The following is a 26,666-nucleotide window of genomic DNA, read 5'->3' as shown; positions in this document are numbered from 1 at the left end:
CCGTCTTGATCCGGGTCGGGTTGTTGCCGTCATCCCCGGGCTTCTGGTGTGCAGGGGTGTGAGGCACCAGCTCATTCCCAAGCCTGGGGTACCAGCAGACCAGAAGATAATCCTTCTGGCGCACCGTCTTGATCCGGGTCGGGTTGTTGCCGTCATCCCCGGGCTTCTGGTGTGCAGGGGTGTGAGGCACCAGCTCATTCCCAGGCCTGGGGCACCAGCAGATAACCCTTCTGGCGCACCGTCTTGATCCGGGTCGGGTTGTTGCTGTCATCCCCCAGCCGACGGCGCAGGCGGGAGATGGCCACATCCATGCTACGGTCCTGGCCGTCGTAGTCGCGGCCCCGCAGGCTGCGAAACAGCGCCTCCCGCCCCAGGATCTGGCCGGCGTGGCAGGCCAGCTCCCACAGGAGGTCGAAATCGGCGGTGGAGAGGGGGACGCTGTTGCCGTCGAGGCGCACGTCCCGGCCCGGCCCGTCGATCCGCAGCCGGCCGAATTGCAGGCGCTGGGGGGGCGCGCTGGGAGCGGCCGGTTGCGACGCCGGCCCCTGCTGGCGGAACTGGACCCGCAGCCGGGCCAGCAGCACGGGGGGCGGCGTGGTCTTGAGGATGTAGTCGTTGGCACCCAGCTCCAGGCTGAGGATCTGGTTCATGTCGCTGTCCAGCGAGGTGAGCATGACGATGGGGCCGGCAAAGCGCGGGCGCAGATCCCGGCACAGGGAGAGGCCGTCCTGCCCGGGCAGCATGATGTCGAGCAGCACCAGATCGGGCTGTTCGGCCTCCACCCTGGCGAGTGCCAGATCCCCACGGGTTTCCAGCAGCACTTCGATGTCGTGGCGGCCGAGCCAGCTGCTGATGAGCTGGCCTATGTCGGGATCATCTTCAACAAACAGAACGCGTGGCATGGTGGCGTGGCCCCCGGCGATGGCGCGAATGCGCGTGTCGCCAGCATAACGGCTGCGCCAGCGCTCTGCACCGGGATAACTAATCAAAACAGGGCCCGAGGCCCTGTTCTCATTCTGCCTGTCGAGGGGGATTGGCGTCCCCTGCAGTATCAGCCTGCCTTGCGGCGCAGATAGACCCCGGCCTCCATATGGTGGGTCCAGGGGAGTCCATTGGAAGTGGCTCGGACAGGGCGAAGCGGTCTCCCCGGCGGCATCAGCCAGCCTTGCGCTTCAGGTACACCCCGGCTTCCATATGGTGGGTCCAGGGGAACTGGTCGAACAGGGCGAAGCGGGCCAGCTCGTGGGTCTCGCCGAGGACCGCCATGTTGGCCTGCAGGGTCTCGGGGTTGCAGGAGATGTAGAGGATGTTGTCGTACTCCTGCACCAGCCGGACTGTGGCGTCGTCGAGGCCGGCACGGGGCGGGTCGACGAAGATGGTGTTGCACTGGTAGGCGCCCAGATCGACCCCCTTGAGGCGGTTGAACTCCCGCTCGCCGCGCATCGCCATGGTGAACTCCTCCGCCGACATGCGCAGGATGATCAGGTTGTCGACGCCGTTGGCGGCGATGTTGTACTGGGCGGAGTCCACGCTCGGCTTGGCGATCTCGGTGGCCAGCACCTTGCGGAAGTTCTGGGCCAGGGCGATGGAGAAGTTGCCGTTGCCGCAGTAGAGCTCCAGCAGGTCACCCTCGCTGCCGCGGGTCACATCCAGCGCCCAGCCCAGCATCTGCTCGTTGATGGCGGCGTTGGGCTGGGTGAAGCTGTTCTCCACCTGCTTGTAGACCAGCTCGCGCCCCTGCACCTTGAGCCGCTCGATGACGAACTCCTCCCCCAGGCAGATCTTCTGCTTGTGGGCGCGGCCAATCAGTTGCAGATCGAACCCCTGGGCCCGCAGGTCGGCTTGCAGGGCCTCTGCGGCCTGCTGCCACTCCGCCTCCAGCTTGCGGTGGTAGAGCAGGCTGACGCAGAGCTGGCCGGACTGGGTGGAGAGGTAGTCTATCTGGAACAGCTTGCGGCGCAGCACAGGGTGCGGGCGCAGCCCCTCCAGCAGCACCGGCATCAGCCGGTTGATGAGCAGGCTGGCGGTGGGGAAGCTGTCGACCCGGATGATCTCCTTGGTGGCCTGGGCATACATGCAGTGGAAGAGGTCATCCCCCTCGTGCCAGATGCGGAACTCGGCACGCATCCGGTAGTGCTCGGCGGGGGAGGCATGGACCTCAAGCGCGGGCGGGTTGAAGTCGGCGAACAGCTGGGTGAGGCGATCGCGCTTCTCGTCGAGCTGGGCCTGGTAGTCGGCGGGGGTCCGCTGGGATTGGGTCATAGATACCTCAGATGCACACCGGCAGGGCCGGGCAGAAACCGGGGAAGGCCGCAGCCAACCAAAGGGTGGGGATTTTAAAAGGCCGTCGCGGATTGTCCAAGTTTTTTGTGGTCAAGAAGTGGTCAGTCGGGCCGATAACCGATCCACCAGTATGGCGGGAGAGTGATGATGCAGATCGATGGCATGGGCGCAGCCCAACCCAAGGGAGTGGGCATTGCTCCCAAATCGCCTCAACAGGCAGAGTCGAAAACGGCGGACAAGGGGGATGAGGTCTCCCTGAACAAGCCCCCGAAGTGGGCCCAGGTGCTGATCCAGCAGGCGCTGCAATTCGCGCTGGAGATCAACGGCCAGCACTATCAGCCCCCCAGGAGTCAGGAGTTCAAGCTGGATCCGCCAGAGGCGATCACCCCGGAGACCCTGTTCGATTACGAGACGGTGGCGGACAACGTGCTGCAGTTCGTCACCGGACGGCTGGGGGCGGCCCGTGCCGACGGCAAGTCGGATGAGGATCTGGCCAAGATGATGGAGCAGGCCCGCAAGGGCGTGGACATGGGCTTCGGCGATGCCAGAAAGCAGCTCGGGGACTGGGCGGACAACGAGGACATCAAGACCGGCATGGATCAGAGCTACAAGCTGATCCAGGAGGGGCTGGAGTCCTTCGAGCAAGAGTTCTTCGGCGAGGTCTCGACCACGGATCTCGGGGCGGCCAAGATGGCCAGTCGGCAGCAGGCCTTCCTCGAGATCGAGACCCGGGACGGGGACAAGGTGATGCTGAGGTTCAGCGACAGCTGGCAGTTCAAGTCCCGTAACGACGGGAGCGGCAGCCAGTTCAGCCTCAAGTCGAGCCAGAGCTTCGACTTCTCTCTGGAGGGGGATCTCGACAGTGGCGAGATGGAGGCCATCGGCAAGCTGGTCAAGGGGCTGGACGAGCTGGCTGGCCAGTTCTTCGGCAGCGGGGAGGGCAAGACCCTGGCCGACAGGCTGGACGGCCTGCAACTAGACGACAGCCAGCTGGCCGCCTACTCCCTCAAGCTCAAGCAGTCGGCCCGTTTGAGCCAGACCTATCAGGGGGCCCATTCGCTGCAGGAGGGTCTCAAGCCGCTGGCGGACTACCTGCCGAAGCTGAGCCAGCTGCAGCAGCAGGCCGATACCCTGTTGCCCCCTGCCCAGCAGCAGGCCTTGACCCCTGCGGTACTGGCGGCGCGAGGCCAGAGCGAGGGGGCCGAGGGCGCCGGTTTCATGGGCTTCAACCAGCGGATGCTGGAGGCCATGAGGCTGCTCGGCCAGCAGATGGCGACCACCTGATCCCGGTTCGTCACCTCTCTGATGCGGCGTTTGCCAGCCCGGGCCCGGGCTGGCACACTGCCCTTTTCTCCAGCCAGACGATGCCATGAACCCCAAGAAGCCAAGAGACAAGCGCGAGCTCTGCTACCCCTTCATCTTCGAGACCCAGTTCCAGTGCGACTACGAGATCGCCACCGACGAGCTCTGCTGCCAGGTGGGGGCCGTGCTCTCTCATCTGGTGCCGGATGAGGATACCCGGCCCGTGCTGGCGGATCTCGCGGCGCTGCAGCGACTCATCTACAACCTCAACGGCTCGGTGCGCGGCAGGCTCGGGATCTTCGAGGAGGATCTGGACTGGCTGAAGGGGCGTTACGATCACTACAACGAGGCGAGCCGCGGCCGGGTGACCGGTTTCGTGCTGCCCCAGGGGCCCCAGCCCATTCCCACCCTGCACCTGTGCCGCTGTGGCAGCAAGAAGGTGGTGCGGCTGCTGGTGCGCCTCGAAGAGAGCGGTGTGCGCTTCGACCCCATCCTCTATCGCTTCGCCAACCTGCTCGCGAACTTCTTCTTCGTGCTGACCGTCTACCTCAAGCAGGCCTGGGAGGTGCCGGAAGTCCCCTACGTCAGCATCAACTACTGAGGTTGCCGGGGTTTGCCGAAGCAACATGAAGAAAAACCGGAGCCTTGGGCTCCGGTTTTTGTTGTCAGCTCGACAGCAGCACCCTGGCCGAGTTGGCCGGTATGGTGAGCTGCACCTCCCCTTGCACCACCTCGAACTTGTCGCCGTTGAAGGCGTCGGTGAAGCGGCTGGCGGGGCTGGCGGTCTGCCACAGGGGCAGGCTGATGGTGCGCGGCTCCGTGGGGTGGCGGTTGCAGGCCACCACCACCTGATCGCTTTGCAGGGTGCGGGCGAACACATAGCTGTGAGGGCCGGCGTAGAGGGTCTGGATGTCCCCCCGGCGCAGGGCCGGACGCTGGCGGCGCAGCTGGATCAGGCGGCGGTAGTGATCGTGCAGCACATGATCCCAGTCTGTGGTGTCCCAGGGGAAGCAGCGACGGCAGTCCGGATCGTTGCCGCCGGAGAGCCCCACCTCGTCGCCGTAGTAGATGGAGGGCACGCCGATATAGGTGATGAGCAGGGTGGCGGCGAGGCGCATCCGCTGCTTGTCCTCCCCCAGCAGGTGCAGGAAGCGGGCTGTGTCGTGGCTGTCCAGCAGGTTGAACTGGGCCAGCTGGTTCTTGAAGGGGATATGGGCCCGGGCCAGCTTGAGCCACCTGTCCAGCTCCTCGGCGCTGATCCGGATGGGGTGATAGGCGATGTCCTGTCCCGCCAGGAAGGCGCGTATGGGGTGGGCGAAGCCGTAGTAGTTCATGGCGCCGTCCTCCTGATCCCCCTGCAGCCACTGGCTCGCCTCGAAGAAGTGTTCGCCCAGCACGTAGGCGTCCGGGTTCTCCTGCTTCACCGCGCCGCGAATGGCGCGCACATGGCCACTGTTGCCCATGGCCGAGCCCCGTTCCCCCAGCATGTGGATGACGTCGAAGCGCCAGCCATCGATCTGGTAGGGGGCCCGCATCCAGTAGCGCAGAATGGCGTTGTCTGCCCGATACACGGCGTCTTGCACCTGCTCGCTGGAGAAGTCCAGCTTGGGCAGGCTGCGAATGCCCTTCCAGCTGACATAATCCCCTTCCTGATCGAAGGTGTAGAAGCTGCGCCAGGGGGAGTCCGGGTTGCTCTGGGCCCCCAGCGGCGGGCAGAACCAGGGGTGGTCGGTGGAGGTGTGGTTGACCACGGCGTCCAGGATGATCTTCATGCCGCGCTGATGCAGGTTGCGGGTCAGCTCGGCAAACTGGGCATTGGTGCCGAGGTGGGCATCCACCTTGAAGTAGTCCTGGGTGTCGTACTTGTGGTTGCTCGGCGAATCGAAGATGGGGTTGAGGTAGAGCGCCGTTACGCCGAGGGATTGCAGGTAGTGCAACTTGGCGTCTATCCCCGCCAGATCCCCGCCGTAGAACTCGCACGCGCCGTGGCCCTCCTCGTGGCGACTGACCGGTTCCCCCCAGGCCTTGCTGATGACCGCCTTGCCGCGGTACTCGTACTCGTGATGCCTGACGCTCAGCGAGGGATCGCCGTTGCAGAAGCGGTCGGGGAAGATCTGGTAGAAGACCTGATCCTGTACCCAGGCCGGCGGCTGGTGATGGCTGTTGAAGCGGAAATGCTGCTCCCGCGGCGGCATGGCGGCGCTGACGCCCGCCCCGTGCAGCCACCACTGCTCCTGGTCGGTGAGGCACTTGAAGCAGTAGAGGTGGATCTCCTGCCCCCTGGCCAGCGGCAGCTCGACCTGCCAGACCTGCAGCCTGTCCCGGGTCGAGACCGGGCGCATGGCCACCAGGTACTCCTCGTTGTCCGGCTCGTGACGCAGCCACACCTCGCGGATGGGGGCGTCCAGCTCGCTGAACAGGGTGAGCAACAGGGTATCGGCACTCTCTTTGAACCAGGGTGCCACCTGGGGATGAAACAGGAAGGGATGGGTCATGGTATCAACTGCATCAGAGGGTGGCCAGAGGCTACTGGGTCAGGAGGTCGGCGAGGGCATTGCCCTGCTCGTGGAGTTGCTCCAGCTGATCCGCCAGGGTGGCAGGATCCAGCCCGAGCTGGTCGGCCAGCGGCTTGGGGAAGCGCGCTATGATGGTCTGGGCCGGTACCCCGGCGTGCCAGGCGAAGGAGACGAAGACGGAGAGCCGGATCAGCACCGCCTCCTTGCTGACGGGCTCGTGGGAGAGGGGATCCAGCTGCTGGGCGATGGCGTCGACGAAGGAGGCCGACAGGTTCCAGCGTTTCGCCAGCTCGGCGCCGAGCTGGGCATAGTCGTACCCCAGCATCTCCCGCTGGGCCTCGACCCGGCTGCTCCCCTTCTCGATGGCCAGGTTGATGAGCCCGGCCTCCTCCGGCAGGGTGCTCTGGATCAGCAGCTCGCCGATGTTGTGAATGAGGGCGCAGGTGAAGGCGCTCTCCGGATCCACCGCCTTGGTCTGCTGGGCCAGGGTGCGGGCTATGGTGGCAACCTGGAAGGTCTGGGTCCAGAAGCGGTGCTTGTCAAAGCCAGGGGGGGCCTTGAAGCTGCTGATGATGCCGGAGGCGACCACCACGGAGCGCAAGCGGTTGAAGCCGAGGCGGATCACCGCCTGCTCGATGGAAGTCACCTCGTTGCCCCGGCGCAGGGCGGCGGAGTTGGCCATCCGCAGCACCTTGACGCTGATCACCTGGTCCATGGCGATCTTGGCCGCGATCTCGTCGATGCGGGCATTCTCATCGTTGAAACTCTGCATCAGCTCGTGCAGCAGCTGCGGGATTGTGGGCAGTTGTTTGATCTTGCCAAACAGGCGATCCATCGACATGGCTGAGGCAGCCTCCATTGCGAACAGTGCCTCATATTGTGCCACAGCTGGGCCAGTTGTTCCTGTCGGCGAGTGGTTTTGTGAGCCCTAGTACACCCAGTCTCGCAGTCTGTATTCCAAACGGTGCCGTTTTCCGGTCAGGATCAGGGTCTGTGGCGTGCCGCTCAGGGTCGCGCCCTCCATCAGGGTGGCGAGCACCGCCTGTTCGATCTGATCGAGCCTGGGCGGGCAGGCCATGGCCGTGCTGCCGAGGCTGGTGACCCAGAGCCTGTCATCCTCGAGATGGCCCTGGCCGAAGTAGCGGTTGCACCCGGCGATGCCGTTGACGGTGAAGTGCTCCCCTATCTCGATGTCGGGGGGATTGACGCGGCTGCTGGGGATGGCCTGGCCATCCAGCTTGTCGAGCACCCAGTGGTGGTGCTGCAGATCTTGCGAGGCGAAGCGGGGAGTACTGCTGCAGGCGCTGAGCAGGAGCAGGGCGAGCAGCAGTAGCAGAAATCTGGGCATTGAAGGGGCTCCGGTGGTGGGTATGACAAGCATACCCGTCCCCGGGCCTGGGCGGCAGGGCGAGGGGGGAGGTGCCCGACCGCTTCTGTCGCCCCGGGGGAAGAGGGGGTGTCGGCAAATGGCAACACCCGCCCCGGGCGAGTCGGATTGCACGCAAAAGGGGTCACCATCTGACCCCTTTTGCTTGTCTATCGGTGAACCGGCTTATGCATCGGCAAACAACCGCTCGGCGTAACGGGCGAGCCCCGAGACGACGGAACCGAAGTCATACCCTCCTTCCAGAGGGGATGCAGTGGGCAGCCTTTGGCGTGTCGGGGCTCAGCCGGCGAACAGCCGCTCGGCGTAACGGGCGAGACCCGAGGCCACAGATCCGAAGTCATCGCCCCCTTCTAAAGGCACTGCGGGCAGCTTCTGGCGAATGAAGGCCTTGATGAGGGGGGAGCGGGCGCTGCCACCGGTGACGAAGATCCGGTCCGGCGCCACGCCGGCGGCGGCGATCGCCTCGTCCATCAGCTCGCCGATCTTCTCCAGCAGGGGGGCCGAGGCACTGGCCAGCTGAGGGCGGGTGAGTTCCGCCTCCAGCCCCTTCTCCAGCTCGTTCAGGGTCTGGTGATTGAGCTCGTGGTCGGAGAGGGCGATCTTGCCCTGCTCGGCGCGCCACACCAGCTGGTGGCTCAGCTTGTGGGTCCGCAGGCTGGCGAGCCGTGAGAGCTTGCTGCCGGGCTGGCTGTCGAGCTGCAGATCCTGCAGCTGGCGGGCGGTGTCCAGGCTGTAGAAGCGGCTCTGGGCGCTGACGTCGTTGATGGCGGCCGCGTCCCAGAACAGCGGGTGGGGCAGCGGCTTGCCGGTCTTGAGGGTCTCGTGCATGCCGAGCAGCGGCATCATGCCCTCCACCGTCAGGCGGATGTCGAAGTCGTTGCCGCCGATGCGCTGGCCGCTGTGGCCGAGCAGATCGCCGCTGCGATCGAGCCGGTCGCGGTGGCTCGGGCCCATGCGCAGCATGGAGCAGTCCGTGGTGCCGCCGCCTATGTCCACCACCAGCACCACGGCATCCTCGGTGAGGCGCGCCTCGAACTCGAAGCCGGCGGCCACCGGCTCGTAGAGAAACTCCACCCGCTCGAAGCCGGCGAGGCGGGCCGCCTCACCCAGGATGGCGATGGCCTGGCGGTTGCTCTCCTCCCCGGCCAGCCCCTGGAAGTTGACCGGGCGACCTATCACCGCCTGGCGCACGGGGGCGCCGGTCTGCTGCTCCGCCTCGTGGCGGACGTGCAGCATCATGGCGCAGACGATGTCCTCGAACAGGGCTATCTGGGGCGCCTTGAGGCCGTAGGCCCCGAGGAAGGATTTCGGCGACTTGATGTAGTAACCGTCATCCGGCTCCTCCAGGTAGCGCTCCAGCGCCGCGCCGCCGAAGCTGAGCTCGTCGATGAGCCCCTCTTCGCGCATCTGGCGACGTACCGCCTGGGCCCGGGTCACCACGGGGCCCCGCAGCTTGAGGTACTCCGCCTGCTGGGTGCTGGCCAGCCGTTCGGCCAGCAGGCCGGCGATGGCGTCCCGGTGCGGGGCGTGCAGGGTGGAGGGGAGGTAGTGGGAACCGGAGAGGGTCAGCAGCCTGGGGCTGCCCTGTTCCATCACGGCGACGGCACAGTTGGAGGTACCGTAATCAAATCCGATAAACATGGGTGCCAGACTCCAGAGTAAGAAAGGAGGACTGGCCTACTCGAAGGTGCCGGGTCTTACAACCCGACGCACAGTCGGAGGTACAGTGAGCAAATCCGATGAACATGCTTGCCAGACTCCTGTACAAAAAAGGGCTGGTAGCCTACCCGAAGGCGCCGAGTCTCACAACCCGGCGCCATGGTTATTGCGCTCGCGAGGGGCAACAGGAGGAGCGGGGCGCCTGTCGGCACAGGAAACAGAGGGCGTGGCGCCCTCTGTCCTTCATCGCTGCGGGGGAGGGGTTACTCCACCTCGTTGTCGCTGCGGCCCTGGCTCTCGATGGCCTGGATGTTGCCGAGGGTGGTGTCGGCGATGGCGTGCAGCGCCTCCCGGGTCAGAAAGGCCTGGTGACCGGTGAACAGCACGTTGTGGCAGGCTGAGAGGCGGCGGAAGACGTCATCGGTGATCACCTCGTTGGACTTGTCCTCGAAGAAGAGATCTTCCTCCTCCTCGTAGACGTCCAGCCCCAGGGCGCCGATGCGGGAGGTCTTGAGGGCCTCGATGGCGGCGTTGGAGTCGAGCAGGCCGCCCCGGCTGGTGTTGATGATCATCACCCCGTCCTTCATCTTGGCGAAGGCCTCCTTGTTCAGCAGGTGGTAGTTCTCCTTGAACAGGGGGCAGTGCAGGCTGATGACGTCGGACTGGCGCAGCAGGGTGTCGATGTCCACGTACTCGGCCCCCAGATCGATGGCCGCCTGGTTCGGGTAGGGGTCGCTCACCAGCAGGCGCATGCCGAAGCCCTTGAGGATGCGCAGGGTGGCGATGCCGATCTTGCCGGTGCCTATGATGCCGGCGGTGCGGCCATGCATGTTGAAGCCGACCAGCCCCTCCAGGGAGAAGTTGGCATCCCGGGTGCGCTGGTAGGCCTTATGGATGCGGCGGTTGAGGGTCATCATCAGGCCCACCGCGTGCTCGGCGACCGCCTCGGGGGAGTAGGCGGGCACCCGCACCACTTTCAGACCCAGCTCCTTGGCGGCTACCAGATCCACGTTGTTGTAACCAGCGCAGCGCAGGGCGATGACCTTGGTGCCATTGGCGGCCAGCTCGGTCAGCACCTCCCGGTCGGCGTCATCGTTGACGAACAGGCAGACCACGGGGAAGTGATGGGCGAGGCGGGCTGTCTTGGCCTCCAGCCGCACGTCGAAGAACTCCAGCTCGAAGCCGTACTGGCTGTTGGCCTGATTGAAGTGTTCCTTGTCGTAGCTCTTGGTACTGAAAACGGCGACTCTCATGGGGCGCTCTCCGCAGATAATGATGTGGTTAAATTACAACAAATAGTGACCGTCATCACGGGATAAATGGTGGGGATTCAGCCCCAAGGCATGATGGGAACGGCGCTCACTGCACTCTTGTACGAACCATCCACCAACTTGGTGCTGTAGGTCAGATAGACAAGGGCATTGCGCTTCTCGTCGTAAAAACGCACCACCTTCTGCTCCTTGAACACTAGCGAGGTGCTGACGTCGAACACCTCTTCCCCGGCTTTGAGCTTGGCGGGCAGGGTGATGGGGCCTATCTGGTGGCACGACAGTGAGGCGTGGGAGGGATCTTCCGCCAGCCCGAGGCCACCCTTGACGCCCCCTGTCTTGGGGCGCGCCAGGTAGCAGGCGACGCCGGCGATTTTCGGGTCGTCGAACGCCTCCACCAGGATCTTGTGATTGGGACCGACCAGCTTGAAGGCGGTGCTCACCTCGCCGACGGGGTCGGCCTTGTCGGCCAGCGCCGGACCGGCAAACAGCATGCCCAGCAGCAGAGGCAGGGCGCGGGTGAGGGGGGAAGGGTGTGTCATGGTTTCTCCTTTGGCTTCCCTCGGTAGGGGATGCCCAAGCGACGATAGAGGCTGGCCAGCACCCAGGCGGGGCCTACCAGCAGAAATTGCAGGTCGGCGAGGAAGGAGGGGCGCTTCCCCTCTATCCGGTGGCCGGCGAACTGGGCTACCCAGAGCAGTGCGAAGCCGCACAGGGCCGGCCACAGCAAGGGTCCTTTCCAGCTGTGGCAGAAGGCCAGTCCCAGCGCGGTCAGGATCGCCATTCCCACGAACAGGGCAAACGACAGCTGCAGGTAGAAGGCCAGCACCGGAATGGCAACCAGCGCCGCCCAGTTGAGGGACGGCGGCAGCGGGCCTGCCGGCAGGCACCAGAGCAGGGCCAGGGTACAGAGGTAGATGCCGGGCACCGCCACCTTGTGGATGGCCACATTGACCGGGTGCTGGTGGCTCTGGCCGTAGTCGCTGAACCAGTCGTCGAGTCGTTTCATGGCACCTCCCTGGTGCTGCGGTTGAAACCGGCCCGCTTATTCCCTGCGAGCCTGCGGTCAGGGACTACTGCCCCTGCCTGTGGGGGATAGTCCCAACAAATAGGGCCCCGGAATCCCGGCGTTATTGCCCTTGTCTGGGCGGATAGTCCCAGCAAATAGGGCTCTGGAATCCCGGCGTTATTGTCCTTGTCTGGGGGGATAGTCCCAGCAAATAGGGTTCTGGAATCCAGGCATTACTGCCTGGGGGGATAATCCCAATATTGGGCTGGAATGCTCCTGAGCAAGGGGGTCATGTCCGGGTTGGGCAGGGAGATGGTGACCCTCTGCTCCAGGTTCGCGCTGGCCAGGGCCTCGCGCACCCTGGGATTCTCGTGGAAGAACTTCATGAAGCTGCCGTCGGCATAGGCCCGCTCCAGTCCTGTCTGGATCGCCTTGGCCAGCTTGGGAGACTCTGGGCTGACGAAGAAGAACTCGGCGAAGGGGTAGCGGATCAGCAGGTGCTGCTCTATGGCGAGATTGGGGTACTGGGCCGCCAGCTCACGGCGTTCCGCGAAGATCTCCACCAGACCACGGGGGAAGAAGTCGAGCTTGTCGCCGTCGTTGATGAGACGGAACAGGTTGCTGTAGCGCCCCGCGTAGGTCGCTATGCCCGCCTGCTCCAGGATCTTGTTGTCGGCCCAGCCGACCCCCTGGGCCGCCTTCAGCAGCTTGAGATCCGCCAGGGTGTTGACCTGGTTGAACTTCTCCTGGGCATCGCCGTGAATGAACGACAGCCGCAGCCCTTCCAGACCGCGGAACAGCGGAATGGGGACGGGGATCAGGGCGGATTCGAGGGCGCTGGAGGTACCCATCCAGAACACATTGATGGTTTTGCCCTTGCGCAGCTCCTGCTGCAGGGTGAACTGATTGAGATTGAGGTCGACCCGCTCCAGCTTGTAGGGCTGCCCGGCACGGTCGAGTGCCAGCTCCAGCAGCTTGAGCTGGTATTCGCTGTCGAGGTCATTGATCGGTCGGCTGGGGACCTTGACGGTGAGAGTCTGCGCCTGTGCCAGCAGCGGCAGGCACAAACACAGCTTGATGAGCCATTTCACGCTCTGATCTCCTGTAGAGTCCGGGACTTGCCCGGAGTCTAACAGAAGTTGTCACGCTCTTGCTGTGAAGCCGCAAACAAGGTTCATGTGCAGCCCGGCATGCTCGTCTGTCTATACGGACGCCGGTGCCTGCGCACTGCCTTGCCTGCGGCCCGGTGCGACAAGGGGGTGACGGTTCACCGGCGCATCAGGCGACGCGGCGGAACACGTGGGTGTCGTTGAATTCCTTGGTGCTCTGGCACTCGACGCAGAAGCGGGACTCAGGACGAGCCTGCAGCCGCTTGAGGGAGATCTCGTCACCGCAGGATTCGCAGTAGCCAAAGTCTCCTTCATTGATGCGTTTCAACGCCCCTTTCAGCTTGCGCAGATGCAGCTTGTCGTGCTCGATGCGGTTCAGCTCCAGACGGCGGGCCTCCTCGATGCTGGCACGATCAATTTCATCGGCCATCTCGTTGGTATCGGTGGCGATGGCCTGGCTGGCTTGGGAGTTGAGACGCTCTTCGAGCTCGAGGATTTGTCGCTCGATCTGACCCTTGTAAAAGGCCAGTTGGTCTTCAGTCATGAAATCACACATAGGGTTTGCTACCAGTCAGTTTCCCAATTTTTCCCATTTATGGGGGCTGTCGGCCCGCAGACCAAGCCCCTGTAGTCCGATTTGCACCAAATCCATGCAGGAGAGTGCAAATCAGGGCGGGCCTTGTACCAAAAAAATGCAGGTATGCAAAGAGAATTGGATAAGGATTGTGCGCCCTTGCAAAGAAATGGGCCCGCTCCGACAGGGGCTGACTGAGTATCGAGCAGGTTCTGTCCAGCCTTGGCATCGGGCTTGCAGTGGGTTGATCGTGGCACAGAGTGTTTAGTATTTGGTGCCGCATTGGTCATTATATCGGCCGTTGTTTATAGTTTTTTAAACACCACTGCTTGACAAAGGCCTTTATCACGGGCTTTTATGGTGATGTCGATTACATTTTCTTAACAATGGTGTTCCTTATATTAGACACCCTTGCCAATGACAACCGTAGAGTCGGGGTTTAACATGGACAGTATCAAGGGCTGGATGGAGAGCAATCGCATCACGGAAGTGGAGTGCCTGTTCCCGGATTTCACCGGCAATGCCCGAGGCAAGATCATTCCAGCCAACAAGTTTCTGCGCGAAGGGGGCATGCGGCTGCCCGAGGTCATCTTCACCCAGACGGTGACCGGCGAGTACCCGGATGACGACAGCATGATCGATCCGCTGGAGCGGGACATGCAGCTCTATCCCGATCCCAACACCATTCGTTTCGTGCCCTGGGCACTGGAGCCCACGGCTCAGGTGATTCACGACTGTTTCGACATCAATGGCAAGCTGATCGACATAGCGCCGCGCTCCGTGCTGCGCCGGGTCCTGTCATTTTACGAGAAGCAGGGCTGGAAGCCGGTGGTGGCCCCCGAACTCGAATTCTATCTGGTCAAGCGCAACGAAGACCCCGACTATCCGCTGGTGCCGCCGGTGGGCCGCAACGGCCGCCCCGAGACGGCGCGCCAGTCGTTCAGCATAGATGCGGTCAACGAATTCGATCCCATCTTCGAGGACATGTACGACTACTGCGAGGCCCAGGAGCTGGAGGTGGACACCCTGATCCACGAGTCCGGCGCCGCCCAGATGGAGATCAACTTCCTGCACGGTGACGCCATCGATCTCGCCGACCAGGTGTTCCTGTTCAAGCGCACCATGCGGGAAGCGGCCCATCGTCACGGCATCTATGCCACCTTCATGGCCAAGCCCATGAGCGATGAGCCGGGCTCCGCCATGCACATCCACCAGAGCCTGGAAGACGCCGAGGGGCGCAACCTGTTTGGCACCAGCGAAGGGGGCAACTCCGAGCAGTTCATGCACTTCATCGCCGGTCTGCAGAAGTACACCCCGGCGGTGACCGCCCTGCTGGCGCCGAACGTCAACTCCTACCGCCGCCTCACCTTCGGCGAGAGCGCGCCGCGCAACGTGCAGTGGGGCGTGGAAAATCGCACCTGCGGCCTGCGGGTGCCCTTCTCCGAGCCGAGCGCGCGCCGGGTCGAGAACCGCTTCGCCGGTGCAGACGCCAACCCCTATCTGGCGCTGGCCGCCACCCTGGCCTGTGGCTACCTCGGCATGCTGGAGAAGCTGGAGCCCATGCAGGAGATGAAGGCGAGTGCCTATGACCTGCCCTACAGCCTGCCCCGTTCCCTGGAGGAGTCGCTCAGCCATCTGGAGCAGTGCGAGCCCATCAAGGACATGCTGGGGGAGCGCTTCATCCGCGCCTTCGTCGCGGTCAAGCGCAAGGAGTACGAGACCTACTTCGGGGTGATCAGCCGCTGGGAACGGGAATTCCTGCTGCTGAACGTCTGACCCGTCCCGGGAGGGGCGCAGGCCTCTCCCGTCACTCTCAAAGCAAGATGGCACTGGCTCGTGAGGGGCGGCCGATGGCGCCCGCTCGCGGCCGCACCGTGCCCGTGGGCCAGCCCATGGATGACGACACGACGATCGCTTAAATCGCTTAAATCGAAGGAACCGAGGAGCAAGCAATGAAGCAGACCACCCGCGAGTGGCAGCAACTGGATGCCAGCCACCACCTGCATCCCTTTACCGACTTTCAGGCCCTGAACAAGAAGGGCAGCCGCATCATCACCAAGGCCGAGGGGGTCTATCTGGAAGACTCCGACGGGCGCCGCATCCTGGACGGGATGGCGGGCCTGTGGTGCGTCAACCTGGGTTATGGCCGCCAGGAGCTGGTGGATGCCGCCACCAGACAGATGCAGCAACTGCCCTATTACAACCTCTTCTTCCAGACCAGCCATCCCCCCGCCGCCGAACTGGCGACCCTGCTGGCCGAGATCACGCCGCCCCATCTCAACCACGTCTTCTTCACCGGCTCGGGCTCGGAGTGCAACGACACAGTGCTGCGCATGGTGCGCCACTACTGGGCCAGCAAGGGGCAGCCGGACAAGCAGGTGATCATCAGCCGCCACAACGCCTACCACGGCTCCACGGTGGCGGGCGCCAGTCTGGGGGGCATGAAGGGGATGCACGCCCAGGGTGGCCTGCCCATTCCCGGCATAGTTCACATCGATCAGCCCTATCACTTCGGCGAGGGGGAGGGCATGAGCGCCCAGGAGTTCGGCCTGGCCCGTGCCCGCCAGCTGGAAGAGAAGATCCTGGAACTGGGGGTGGACAAGGTGGCGGCCTTCATCGGCGAGCCTATCCAGGGGGCCGGCGGCGTCATCATTCCGCCCGACAGCTACTGGCCCGAGATCCAGCGCATCTGTGACAAGTACGGCATCCTGCTCATCGCCGACGAGGTGATCTGCGGTTTCGGCCGCACCGGTCACTGGTTTGCCAGCGAAGGCTTCGGCATCAAGCCTGACCTCATGTGTCTGGCCAAGGGCATCACCTCGGGCTACCTGCCGATGGGGGCCGTGATGGTGGGGGACAGGGTCGCCAGGGTGCTGGTGGAGGAGGGGGGCGAGTTCAACCACGGCTTCACCTATTCCGGTCATCCGGTGGCCTGCGCCGTGGCCATCGCCAACATCCAGCTTATGCAAAGTGAGAGCATAGTTAAGCGCGTTCATGATAGTATCGGCCCCTATTTGCAGCGCCGCTGGAGCGAGCTCGCCGATCACCCGCTGGTGGGAGAAACCCGGGGTAAAGGCCTGGTCGCCGCGCTGGAAATAGTCCAGGACAAACAGACGAAACGTCGTTTCCCGGCCGAACTGCACGCCGGGATGATCTGTCGGGAGTTCTGTTTTAACAATGGCTTGGTGATGAGGGCTGTCGGCGATACCATGATCATATCGCCCCCCTTGGTGATCACCGAGGAACAGGTGGATGAATTGGTCAAACTGGCCAGGCTCAGTCTGGATCTGACGGCTGCAAAGCTGCAGGAATAGGCTGAAACCGGGCAGATTGGCTTACGCATACAATTTGCTTAGGAGACAAGGACTATGTCTTTTAAAAAGGGAATGATGGCTGCTTCCGTGGCGCTGGTCATGATGAGTACCGGGGCGATGGCCGACGAGAAGGTGCTGCACGTCTACAACTGGAGCGACTACATAGCGCCGGATACGCTGGAAAACTTCCAGAAGGAGACGGGCATCAAGGTGGTGTACGACGTGTTCGACAGCAACGAGGTGCTGGAAGCCAAGTTGCTGGCGGGCAGTTCGGGTTATGACATCGTCGTCCCGTCCAACCCCTTCCTGGCCAAGCAGATCAAGGCAGGCGTCTTCCAGAAGCTGGACAAGTCCAAACTCTCCAACTGGCAGAACATGGATGTCGATCTGCTCAAGGCGCTCGAACCGAGCGATCCGGGCAACCAGTACTCCATCCCTTACCTGTGGGGCACCATTGGCTACGCCTACAACGCCGAGAAGGTGAAGGCCGTGCTGGGTGCCGATGCGCCGGTCAACTCCTGGGATCTGGTGTTCAAGCCGGAGAACATGGCCAAGTTGAAGGAGTGCGGTGTCTCCTTCCTCGACTCGCCGACCGAAATGCTGCCGGCCGCCCTGCAATACCTGGGCTTCAAGCCGGATAGCCAGAAGCCGGACGAGTTGAAGAAGGCAGAGGAGCTGTTCCTCTCCATCCGCCCCTATACCGCCTACTTCCACTCCTCCAAGTACATTTCGGATCTGGCCAACGGCAACCTGTGCGTGGCGGTGGGTTACTCAGGTGACCTGCAGCAGTCCAAGGCACGTGCCGCCGAAGCCAAGAACGGTGTCAGCCTGACTTACACCATTCCGAAAGAGGGGGCCGGCAGCTTCTTCGACATGATCGCCATCCCGGCGGACGCCAAGAACGTCGAGGCAGCCCACACCTTCATCAACTACCTGATGAAGCCGGAAGTGATCGCGAACATCACCAACGTGGTGCAGTTCCCGAACGGCAACAAGGCAGCGACTCCGCTGGTGGACGAGGCGATCCGCAACGATCCGGGCATCTACCCGACGGCGGACACCCTCAAGAAGATCTACACCTTCCCGGATCTGCCGGCCAAGGTGCAGCGTCTGATGACCCGCAGCTGGACCAAGATCAAATCAGGTAAGTAAGTGACGAGTACCCCTCCCGGTCCGCAGTTCGGCCGGGAGGGTGGTGACCACCCGACAGGTTGGACGGCGCGTATGGATGCGCGACTGGCAAAATCACACAAACGAGGACTGATACGTGCACATGACCAAGATGGCAACGCTGGCCCTGACCCTGGGGTTTGCAAATCTGGCCCAGGCAGCCCCTGTGGTTCATTTTTACAACTGGTCCGATTATATCGGCGAGACCACCCTCAGTGACTTTCAGCAGAAGACCGGGATCAAGACCGTCTACGACGTGTTTGACTCCAACGAGACGCTGGAGGGCAAGCTGCTGACCGGACGCACCGGTTACGATCTGGTCGTGCCTTCCAACAATTTCCTGGCCAAGCAGATCAAGGCGGGGGCTTTCCAGAAGCTGGATCCCGCCCTGCTGCCCAATCTGAGCAACCTGGATCCCCTGCTGCTCAAGCAGCTCGACAAGGTGGATCCGGGCCATCAGTACGCCGTGCCCTATCTGTGGGGCACCAACGGCATAGGTTACAACGTCGAGAAGGTGAAGGCCGTGCTGGGGGTCGACAAGATTGACTCCTGGGCGACCATCTTCGAGCCGGAAAACATGAAGAAGCTCTCCCACTGCGGGGTGGCCTTCCTCGACTCGGCGGACGAGATGATCCCGGCTGCCCTGAACTACCTCGGCCTCAATCCCAACAGCCACGATCCTGCGGATCTCAAGCGTGCCGAGGAGCAGTTGCTCAAGGTGCGGCCCTATGTGACCTACTTCCACTCCTCCAAGTACATAGGGGATCTCGCCAATGGCGACATCTGTGTGGCGGCGGGGTTCTCCGGTGACATACTGCAGGCGGCGGCCCGGGCCGACGAGGCGGGCAAGGGGATCAAGATTGCCTACAGCATCCCCAAGGAGGGGGGCAATCTGTGGTTCGACATGATGGCGATCCCCTCCGATGCCACCAACGTCAAAGAGGCTCACGCCCTGATCAACTACATTCTCGAGCCGCAGGTCATCGCCAAGGTGAGCGACTACGTGGGCTACGCGAACCCGAACCTCAAGGCGGGAGAGTTCATGGACAAGGCCGTGCGCGATGACGAGTCAGTCTATCCCCCCCAGGCGGTGCTGGAGCGTCTGTATGTGCAGGAAGCACATCCCCGCTCGGTGCAGCGCCTGATCACCCGGAGTTGGACCAAGATCAAGTCCGGAACCTAACCTTGGCGCCCATCCCGGGGCGCCAGATTGTATTGATGGATCGGCCCCGGCCGGTATCACCTTTGGGAGTTTGGTAATGGCGATAGCCTCCAGTGCCTACAAGAAAGCCCTCGAGGGCAGCCAGCAGCGTAAAGAAGTGCTGGTTAAAATAGACAGGGTAAGCAAGCAGTTCGACGAAACGCTGGCGGTCGATAACGTGTCTCTCAACATCCACAAGGGCGAGATCTTCGCCCTGCTGGGTGGTTCAGGTTCCGGCAAGTCCACCTTGCTGCGGATGCTGGCCGGGTTCGAGCGCCCCACCGAGGGGCGGCTGTTCCTGGATGGGGTCGACATTACCGACATGCCGCCCTATGAACGTCCCATCAACATGATGTTCCAGTCCTACGCCCTGTTTCCCCACATGACGGTGGCGCAGAACATCGCCTTCGGCCTCAAGCAGGATGGCCTGCCCAAGGCAGAGGTCGACGCCCGGGTGGAGGAGATGCTCAAGCTGGTGCAGATGACCCAGTATGCCCGTCGCAAGCCGCACCAGCTCTCCGGCGGTCAGCGCCAGCGGGTCGCCCTGGCCCGGTCGCTGGCCAAGCGCCCCAAGCTGCTGCTGCTCGATGAGCCCATGGGGGCGCTGGACAAGAAGCTGCGCTCCAAGATGCAGCTGGAGCTGGTGGAGATCATCGAGCGAGTCGGCGTAACCTGCGTCATGGTGACCCACGATCAGGAAGAGGCCATGACCATGGCGGAGCGGATCGCCATCATGCACCTCGGCTGCATCGAGCAGATCGGCAGCCCGATGGACATCTACGAAACCCCGGCCAGCCGGCTGGTGTGCGAGTTCATCGGCAACGTCAACCTGTTTGACGGCCTGCTGGTGGAAGATGAACAGGACCACGCCACCATCGCCTGCGCGGATCTGGAGCAGCCCATCTACGTGGGCCACGGCATCAGCTCCCGCGCCGAGAACAAGAAGGTGACCTACGCCCTGCGGCCGGAAAAATTGCTGATGAGCCTGCACAAGCCGGAGGAGATCGAGCATCCGGACTTCAACTGGACCAAGGGTGAGGTCTATGACATCGCCTATCTGGGCGGTCACTCGGTTTATCACATCCAGCTGCCCTCGGGCAAAATCGTTCAGGCTTTCATCGCCAATGCCGAACGCCACGGCAAGCGGCCAACCTGGGATGACCAGGTGTTCCTCTACTGGGAAGATGACAGCGGCGTGGTGCTGCAATCATGAAGGCATTGAGACGACTCAAGCAGATGGGGGGACGCCAGCTGGTGATCGGCATTCCCTTCTTCTGGCTGTTCCTGTTCTTCCTGCTGCCCTTCGTCATAGTGGTGAAGATCAGCTTCGCCGAAGCGGATGTGGCGATCCCGCCCTACACCGACGTGATGAGCTGGGCCGACAATCAGCTCACCATACTGCTCAACATGGGCAACTACCTGCTGCTGCAGGAGGATGAGCTCTATATCGCGGCCTATCTGGGCTCCCTCAAGATGGCCTTCATCAGCACCCTGCTCTGCCTGCTGATCGGCTATCCCATGGCCTACTCCATTGCGCGGGCCAACAAGGAGACCCAGACAGTTCTGCTGCTGCTCATCATGATGCCGACCTGGACCGCCATCCTGATCCGGGTCTACGCCTGGATGGGTATCCTCAGCAACAACGGCCTGCTCAACAGCGTCTTGCTGGGGATAGGGGTGATAGACGAGCCCTTGCAGATCCTCAACACCAACCTGGCGGTCTACATCGGCATCGTTTACTCCTACCTGCCGTTCATGGTGCTGCCGCTCTACGCCAACCTGGTCAAACATGACCAGAGCCTGCTGGAGGCGGCCTCCGATCTCGGCGCCCGCAACCTGACCCGGTTCTGGCAGATCACTGTGCCGCTCTCCAAGAACGGCATCATCGCCGGTTGCATGCTGGTCTTCATTCCCGTGGTGGGCGAGTTCGTCATCCCCGAGATGCTGGGCGGCCCCGAGACCCTGATGATCGGCAAGGTGCTGTGGCAGGAGTTCTTCAACAACCGTGACTGGCCGGTGGCGTCCGCCCTGGCGGTGGTGATGCTGGCGGTGCTGATCATTCCGATCATCCTGTTCAACCGCAACCAGGCCAAAGAGCTGGAGGGGAAAGTATGAGGCGCTTTGGTTTTGCCAAGCTGATGCTCTGGCTGGGGCTGCTGTTCATCTACCTGCCCATGATCATCATGGTCATCTACTCCTTCAACGCCTCCAAGCTGGTGACTGTGTGGGGGGGCTGGTCGCTCAAGTGGTACTTCGGTCTGCTCGACAACAAACAGTTGATTGGCTCCGTGTTCCGCTCCCTGGAGATCGCCTTCTACACCGCCATCGCCGCGGTGGCGCTGGGGACAGTGGCGGCCTTCGTGCTGACCCGGATCCCGCACTTCCGTGGCCGCACCCTGTTCGGCGGCATGGTGACGGCGCCCCTGGTGATGCCAGAGGTGATCACGGGTCTGTCGCTGCTGCTGCTGTTCGTGGCCATGGCCCAGCTGGTGGGCTGGCCCGCCGAGCGGGGCATGTTGACCATCTGGATTGCGCACACCACCTTCTGTACCGCCTATGTGGCGATCGTGGTGTCGGCGCGGTTGCGGGAGCTGGATCTCTCCATCGAGGAGGCGGCCATGGATCTGGGCGCCAAGCCGTGGAAGGTGTTCTTCCTCATCACCATCCCGATGATAGCCCCGTCGCTGGCGGCGGGCGGCATGATGTCGTTCGCCCTGTCGCTGGATGATCTGGTGCTGGCGAGCTTCGTCTCGGGTCCGGGTTCCACTACTTTGCCGATGGAGGTGTTCTCGGCGGTGCGCCTCGGGGTGAAACCCGAGATCAACGCGGTGGCGAGCCTGATCCTGCTGTCGGTGTCGCTGTTCACCTTCGGCAGCTGGTACCTGATGGCGAGGGCGGAGAAACGCCGCCGCGCCGAGATTGCCATGACCACCCAGATGCAGGCCGTCGCCTGACCCCGGGGCTGTTGACGCAGTAACACGGCTTGCGCCGACGGCTCAACAGCCCCTAAGATCCGCATTCTCTCATCCGTCAGGAGAATGGAATGCGGATCTCCCTCTTTATCGGCCAGAGCGCCGAGATGAATGCCGAACTCGCCCCCGGACTCGTCAGTGCCATCGACAAGCATGAGGCAGGGCATCCCCTGTGGTGCGGCTTCTCGGGCCTGGAGGGCGATGAGCAGAGCGACAAGCGCCATCACGGCGGCCCGGATCGCGCCCTGCACTACTACCCTGCGGATCACTACCCCTGGTGGAAGAGCTGGCAAACCGCGCTGGGTCTGCCTGCCCCCCGAGCCTCCTGGCAGCCGGCGGCCTTTGGCGAAAACCTCTCCGGCCTCGGATTGACAGAGGCGCAGGCCTGCATCGGCGATGTCTATCGCCTCGGCGCCGCCCTGATCCAGATCAGCCAGCCGAGATCCCCCTGCTTCAAGCTCAATCAACGCTTTGGCTACCCGCACCTCTCCCAGGTGATGCAGCTCAGCGGCCGCTGCGGCTGGTTGCTGCGGGTGCTGGAGGAGGGGCGCGTGGCCCCGGTGGATGAACTGCTGCTGATGGACAGGCCCTATCCCGAGCTGACGGTGAAGCGCACCGCCGACATCCTGTTCAACCAGGCCCGCCACGAAGGGGACCTGCAACTGCTGCTGGACAACCCGGCGCTCTCTCCAAACTGGCGCCAGCATGCGGCCCACTGGCTGGAGCACGGGGTCGTTGCCGATTGGAGTCGGCGTCTGCTGGGACCTGCCGAGTTTCAGCTGCCGCCAAAGGCGTAACTGAGCACCTGGACGAGCCCGGTGCTCCGTATCGCCATGAAACGCTGGATTATTGAGCGTAAAGCCCTTTTTTTACGGCAGATGCAAAAAAAGGCTTGTGTCATGTCGGGGCTTTCGGTAAATTCTCGCCCCGCAGACATCGGTGTGTAGCGCAGCTTGGTAGCGCACTTCGTTCGGGACGAAGGGGTCGGAGGTTCGAATCCTCTCACACCGACCACATTAGAAAAGGCCGCTCATCGAGCGGCCTTTTCGCATTTTGGACTGCCTCCATGCTGTAGGAGCTCTCCTCTGAATATCCTCGTCATTGTCCTTGTTCGCTCGGCGCATTACCCCTCATGCAAGGGCATATTCCTCGGGATGGCCATGCGCATCCCGTTCAACCCCCTTGAGCCAGTCACGCTGCTTTCACCGCTTTCGCCAGCACCAGACGCTCATTGACAGACCACTTTCAAGTCGCGGGCACCCCTGCCGTGGTCGCTCGACGGGGCAGGGTGCGTCAGGCACCGGCACCGCGAGTATCAATCGCGATACATCATGCACCATGTTCGTTTGGTCCAGTTATCAACGACTTGTGGCCCGTCCCGACGGATCGTTCGGTGCCATGTGTTTCATGCCTGTGACACGTCCGGCGGCAGATCTCCGTAACCCCTTGTTTTTGCACCTCACATTCACTGGCACACGACTTGCTCTATCGCTCTCGTCATGACGACCGGCGGTCGTGGGTGCTCGTGTCGAACGATGCTACCCGGCCACACAAGGACAACGTCAAGGAGACATCGACATGTTCGTCAGCAAACGATGGAAGACGACGCTGGGAGCCCTGCTCACGCTCGGGCTGCTCGGCACGCCGCCGGCGCAGGCCGCCGATCCCGTTGGGGTGCAGACTACCTTGGAGGGGTGTCGCAAAGACGCGAACTTCACCTTCCCCGATGGCGGTCCCTTTATCTGCCCCGACGCGGACTACACCACTGGTAACCTAGGCAAGACGTGGAACGAACTCGACCTCGTTCCTTATCGCATCACGCTGCAGGCCGGCAACTCCGCCCCTGCCAGCCAGATGTACACCCTTGGCGTGGTACTGGACAACGAGGATGCAGGCAAACCCGGATATGACATTATTTCGGTCCCGGTGCTGAATGTGGGCAAGTCGAGTGCGTCCTGTGCGGCAGCCCAGTCGACGCCGCAAACGGAATTGGATCCCGGCATTGGCGGAACCGACGTCTCGATTTACCGGCTGATCACGGTCACACAGGCGAAAAATACCACCTGTGTCTATGACTACTACGGCCGGTTGGCCCTGGGATCGCACCTGTTCCCGGGGTCATCGCTGCACGCCAATCTCCTGGCCGAGGATCTCGACACCGGAGGGGCTGGTGCACGCGACGTCTCCATCCCGGTGAAGGAGATAGAGCCGCAAGAGATTTCCAAGACGATGACGGCCCACCAGGGCGCGGAGCAGACCTGGAATATCTCCAAGGGGACCGAAGATTCGCTGGACTTTGGCAACGTCTGCCGCAGCGATGCGCCGACCTCCCTTCCCGTCCAGATCACTGTCACCTGGACCAAGGCGGAAGTCATCGGTGGCAAGGTTGCGGTCAACATAGTGTTGAATGCGAAGAATCCAGCCGCGCGTACGATCACCGTCGAGTTGACCGACAAGCTGTACAAGGGATCGGACAACACCGGTACCCTGCTCGACACCTATAACGAGGGTCCATTCGACCTCGCTGCCGGCTTCAATGGCATGGTCGCCGAATTCACGGTCGAATTCGACGCGGCGACGGCGGGCAAGGTCGGTGACTGGCTGCACAATGAGGTGTCAGGGACCTATACGGATAAGGCAACCGGCATCCCGGTTCCGGGCACCACGACGGCGGTCGCGAACGCCCAGATCCAGCAGGGCGAGGTCACGAATGCGTCGACGACCATCAAGGACGTGGAGGAGATCGACGGAGTGGGTCTGATGTATGCGGTCGGGGTGCCGTCGTTCGGCGACTTCCTGGATGGCTACCTGGCGGACACGCAGACGGACGGCGAGGTAGGGTGGCAGACGACTGGCCAGACAGACAGTGGTTCCATCACCTTTGAGAAGATGGTTTATCTCGACGATCCCAAGCGCGTCACGACGGGCATGTTGAGAGACACCGCCTACCTGACCGCCTCGGACGGATTTGCGGCCAGCACCAACGAGCTGCAGATCCCGATCGCTTCCTCGGCCAAGGCCAAGCTCACGATCCAGAAGAGCATTCCCAACTTCCTGGATGCGGGTGAGAAACTCGAGATAACATTCCACATTACCCGTGCCAATGACGAGTCGTTCAGCAAGACCAAGGTCATTACCTTCACGGGAGGAGGCGTGACGACGCAATCCGTCACGGCGTGGGGCCTGGTTCCCGACACCTATTATGTCGAAGAGGTGAGCAGCGTGTTCTTTGCCGCAGGCAGCGACATTGGCGTCCCTGTCGGTCTGGCTGACCCGCGCGATCCAGCCGAGTATCCGAACCCGAGGACGGTGGATCTCCAGCTCGAAGACGGCATCGCGACCCATTGTGCGGCAACCGTCGACTTCCTGAACGAACCGACAGACGAGCCTGCCAAGGCGCAGGTGCAGAAGACCACGGAGCCGGCACTCGAAAACTCGGATGACGACTATTACTGGACCTTCAAGTTGTATGGTCCGGGCGGTGGGCTGTTGAGTACGCAAGACGTCGGTGCGGGTGCGGGCTATAGCAAGTTCCAGAGCGCTGGCCTCGATCTGCTCCTCACCGCCGAGGGTACCTATACCGTGGTGGAGACGACCAAGACGGGTTGGGATCTGATTTCGGCCAATCCGGACTCGCCGATCCAGGACAAGGTCTGCGACTTTGTGGTCGACTATCCGGAAGATGCAGGCAAGGTCTTCTCCTGTTCGTTCCTTAACCGTGAACGCGGCAGGGCACAGGTTCTCAAGACCATGAACGGACTTCCCGACTTGGGCAGCTATTCGTTCACCTTCGTGCTGCGGCAGGGGGCTACCACCTTCTCCGTCGGCGAGACTCTGGAGTCGATGTCGGCCAATGCCGGGAACGGCGGCATCCTGGCATTTACGCAGGAGCTCATCCCGGGCCAGACCTATCAGATCTGCGAGATCGTGGGTCCGGGGTGGCTCAGCAACTTCGGAAACTTTGTTCCGAATGCGTTCATGCCACCGGATGGCGTCGTCATCAACCCGAATGTCGACAACAGTATTCTCTGTGGCAACTTCGAGGTGGGTCCGGGCGAGACAAAGGTGTTCAATATCGACAACACACCGCCCCCAGGCGGCCGTGCATTGACCATAGGTTTCTGGCGGAACTGGGCGTCCTGCGCCAAATCCAATGGCAAACAGGAACCCGTGCTTGATCAGACGCTGGCCTCCTTTGCCGGTGGCGGTGTCTATATCGGTAAGCTGTTCGTGGATACCTGCCAGGAGGCCGTACGCATCCTGAGCAAGCAGGATGTCGGGAGCGGCAAGCAGAAGTCGAGTGATCCGGCGTTCAACATGGCGGCGCAACTGCTGGCTGCGAAGTTGAACGTACAAGCCGGGGCGGGTCAGTGTCCGAATGCCGTCACGGCTATGGTTGCGGGCCAAGCCATTCTTGATGGACCGCCACCCAGCTACGCGGTGAACTTCACCGGGATGGGGGATTATCCGAAGAAGGGCCAATTCGCGACCGAGGCGAACAACCTCGCCACGACGCTGGACCAGTACAACAACAACTATCTGTGCACTGGACCGTAACGGCGTAGCATCGTTGCGCTCAACCGAGGGGCCCGCACAAGCGGGCCCCTCTTCTCTGTCTGCGCTCCTCAGCGAAGGCCATTGGCGCCTGTGCTTGTGGCACAACCGGTGTGACCGCACTGCTCATGCCCGATGCCAAAGACAGGACGCGATGACGCGGAGCAGCAGGAACATGGTGTTGGTATGTCGGGCGTTATGGGACTTGCTATCGAGAGTGGGCCTGGTCAGACGGAAGGGGCATCGCCCATAGGTGCACCCCGATGAGGTGAGCGTCAAGCTTGCATGCCAGCTCAGGGCCAGGCAGTTGATTGCCATGGCTGATGCCTTGGTGCCATGGCACATGTT

The 26,666-nt window shown here is 62.6% G+C and carries 22 protein-coding genes, 1 tRNA gene and 1 pseudogene; 12 read left to right on the top strand and 12 right to left on the bottom strand.

Translation table 11 applies throughout. The features are described from left to right. The 3 genes and pseudogenes from AC3WR3_RS14120 to trmA all read right to left on the bottom strand — a co-directional run. Window positions 1–190: pseudogene (locus AC3WR3_RS14120) on the bottom strand (hypothetical protein); the annotation flags it as partial. Window positions 191–194: 4 nt separating this feature from the next. Then, the gene (rstA, locus tag AC3WR3_RS14115; protein ID WP_265435097.1) at window positions 195–902 is read right to left on the bottom strand and encodes a two-component system response regulator RstA; all 708 of its coding nucleotides are present in this window, start codon (window positions 900–902) and stop codon (window positions 195–197) included. Between the two features lie 253 nt (window positions 903–1,155). Continuing rightward, window positions 1,156–2,262, bottom strand: coding sequence for a tRNA (uridine(54)-C5)-methyltransferase TrmA (trmA, locus tag AC3WR3_RS14110; RefSeq protein WP_492292140.1), 1,107 nt, complete (start codon window positions 2,260–2,262; stop codon window positions 1,156–1,158). A 168-nt stretch (window positions 2,263–2,430) separates the two neighbouring features. Between trmA and AC3WR3_RS14105 the strand changes: the two genes are divergently transcribed. Both AC3WR3_RS14105 and AC3WR3_RS14100 read left to right on the top strand, forming a co-directional pair. Further along, complete coding sequence (locus tag AC3WR3_RS14105) at window positions 2,431–3,567, top strand: DUF5610 domain-containing protein (RefSeq protein WP_492292171.1); 1,137 nt, start codon at window positions 2,431–2,433, stop codon at window positions 3,565–3,567. 85 nt (window positions 3,568–3,652) lie between these two features. Beyond that, on the top strand, window positions 3,653–4,186 hold the full coding sequence (locus AC3WR3_RS14100; protein WP_202047671.1) for an ATP--cob(I)alamin adenosyltransferase: 534 nt from the start codon (window positions 3,653–3,655) through the stop codon (window positions 4,184–4,186). Window positions 4,187–4,250: 64 nt separating this feature from the next. Here the strand turns inward: AC3WR3_RS14100 and malZ are convergent, their stop codons facing one another. From malZ to AC3WR3_RS14055, 9 genes are all read right to left on the bottom strand, one after another. Further along, complete coding sequence (malZ, locus tag AC3WR3_RS14095; RefSeq protein ID WP_139438049.1) at window positions 4,251–6,080, bottom strand: maltodextrin glucosidase; 1,830 nt, start codon at window positions 6,078–6,080, stop codon at window positions 4,251–4,253. A 31-nt stretch (window positions 6,081–6,111) separates the two neighbouring features. Continuing rightward, window positions 6,112–6,960 carry an HDOD domain-containing protein gene (locus tag AC3WR3_RS14090; RefSeq protein WP_139438047.1) on the bottom strand — a complete coding sequence of 283 codons (849 nt, stop codon included), beginning with the start codon at window positions 6,958–6,960 and terminating at the stop codon, window positions 6,112–6,114. 69 nt (window positions 6,961–7,029) lie between these two features. Continuing rightward, the gene (locus AC3WR3_RS14085; protein WP_025328730.1) at window positions 7,030–7,449 is read right to left on the bottom strand and encodes an META domain-containing protein; all 420 of its coding nucleotides are present in this window, start codon (window positions 7,447–7,449) and stop codon (window positions 7,030–7,032) included. 318 nt (window positions 7,450–7,767) lie between these two features. Further along, entirely contained in the window at window positions 7,768–9,129 is a 1,362-nt protein-coding gene (yegD, locus tag AC3WR3_RS14080; protein ID WP_492292139.1) for a molecular chaperone, read from the bottom strand. A gap of 281 nt (window positions 9,130–9,410) precedes the next feature. Then, on the bottom strand, window positions 9,411–10,400 hold the full coding sequence (locus AC3WR3_RS14075; RefSeq protein WP_202047661.1) for a 2-hydroxyacid dehydrogenase: 990 nt from the start codon (window positions 10,398–10,400) through the stop codon (window positions 9,411–9,413). Window positions 10,401–10,477: 77 nt separating this feature from the next. Then, entirely contained in the window at window positions 10,478–10,957 is a 480-nt protein-coding gene (locus AC3WR3_RS14070) for a CreA family protein (protein ID WP_342058867.1), read from the bottom strand. After that, window positions 10,954–11,424 carry an Mpo1 family 2-hydroxy fatty acid dioxygenase gene (locus tag AC3WR3_RS14065; protein ID WP_492292138.1) on the bottom strand — a complete coding sequence of 157 codons (471 nt, stop codon included), beginning with the start codon at window positions 11,422–11,424 and terminating at the stop codon, window positions 10,954–10,956. Before AC3WR3_RS14065 ends, AC3WR3_RS14070 begins: the two co-directional genes overlap by 4 nt. Window positions 11,425–11,657: 233 nt before the next feature. Further along, window positions 11,658–12,515 carry a hypothetical protein gene (locus AC3WR3_RS14060; protein ID WP_492292137.1) on the bottom strand — a complete coding sequence of 286 codons (858 nt, stop codon included), beginning with the start codon at window positions 12,513–12,515 and terminating at the stop codon, window positions 11,658–11,660. 187 nt (window positions 12,516–12,702) lie between these two features. Further along, the gene (locus tag AC3WR3_RS14055; RefSeq protein WP_005328486.1) at window positions 12,703–13,089 is read right to left on the bottom strand and encodes a TraR/DksA family transcriptional regulator; all 387 of its coding nucleotides are present in this window, start codon (window positions 13,087–13,089) and stop codon (window positions 12,703–12,705) included. A 462-nt stretch (window positions 13,090–13,551) separates the two neighbouring features. On the opposite strand from AC3WR3_RS14055, the gene AC3WR3_RS14050 reads away from it, so the two are divergent. The 10 genes from AC3WR3_RS14050 (at window position 13,552) to AC3WR3_RS14005 (ending at window position 26,321) form a co-directional block, all read left to right on the top strand. Further along, window positions 13,552–14,883, top strand: a complete 1,332-nt coding sequence (locus AC3WR3_RS14050; protein ID WP_106885487.1) for a glutamine synthetase family protein — start codon at window positions 13,552–13,554, stop codon at window positions 14,881–14,883. Between the two features lie 176 nt (window positions 14,884–15,059). Next, a complete protein-coding gene (locus AC3WR3_RS14045; protein ID WP_492292136.1) occupies window positions 15,060–16,421 on the top strand; it encodes an aspartate aminotransferase family protein in 1,362 nt (453 codons plus the stop codon). Between the two features lie 54 nt (window positions 16,422–16,475). Continuing rightward, entirely contained in the window at window positions 16,476–17,573 is a 1,098-nt protein-coding gene (locus AC3WR3_RS14040) for an extracellular solute-binding protein (RefSeq protein ID WP_139438034.1), read from the top strand. Window positions 17,574–17,694: 121 nt separating this feature from the next. Then, a complete protein-coding gene (locus AC3WR3_RS14035) occupies window positions 17,695–18,774 on the top strand; it encodes a polyamine ABC transporter substrate-binding protein (protein ID WP_492292135.1) in 1,080 nt (359 codons plus the stop codon). 76 nt (window positions 18,775–18,850) lie between these two features. Beyond that, the gene (gene potA / locus AC3WR3_RS14030) at window positions 18,851–20,005 is read left to right on the top strand and encodes a polyamine ABC transporter ATP-binding protein (RefSeq protein WP_005328474.1); all 1,155 of its coding nucleotides are present in this window, start codon (window positions 18,851–18,853) and stop codon (window positions 20,003–20,005) included. Next, window positions 20,002–20,907, top strand: a complete 906-nt coding sequence (locus AC3WR3_RS14025) for an ABC transporter permease subunit (protein ID WP_139438030.1) — start codon at window positions 20,002–20,004, stop codon at window positions 20,905–20,907. The genes potA and AC3WR3_RS14025 overlap by 4 nt, the downstream gene beginning before the upstream one ends. After that, window positions 20,904–21,746 (top strand): ABC transporter permease subunit, encoded by an 843-nt coding sequence (locus AC3WR3_RS14020; RefSeq protein WP_025328719.1) that lies wholly within the window; start codon window positions 20,904–20,906, stop codon window positions 21,744–21,746. Before AC3WR3_RS14025 ends, AC3WR3_RS14020 begins: the two co-directional genes overlap by 4 nt. Before the next feature lie 89 nt (window positions 21,747–21,835). Beyond that, complete coding sequence (locus AC3WR3_RS14015) at window positions 21,836–22,561, top strand: MOSC domain-containing protein (RefSeq protein WP_265435062.1); 726 nt, start codon at window positions 21,836–21,838, stop codon at window positions 22,559–22,561. A gap of 140 nt (window positions 22,562–22,701) precedes the next feature. Then, window positions 22,702–22,778, top strand: a tRNA-Pro gene (locus tag AC3WR3_RS14010). A 564-nt stretch (window positions 22,779–23,342) separates the two neighbouring features. After that, entirely contained in the window at window positions 23,343–26,321 is a 2,979-nt protein-coding gene (locus AC3WR3_RS14005; RefSeq protein ID WP_342058870.1) for a hypothetical protein, read from the top strand. Window positions 26,322–26,666 lie beyond the last annotated feature (345 nt).

The sequence above is a fragment of the Aeromonas sp. EU05-FHT14A05 genome (genome assembly GCF_058791175.1).
The sequence above is the reverse complement of the archived record's forward strand: the minus strand, read 5'-3'. Positions and strand labels throughout refer to the sequence as shown.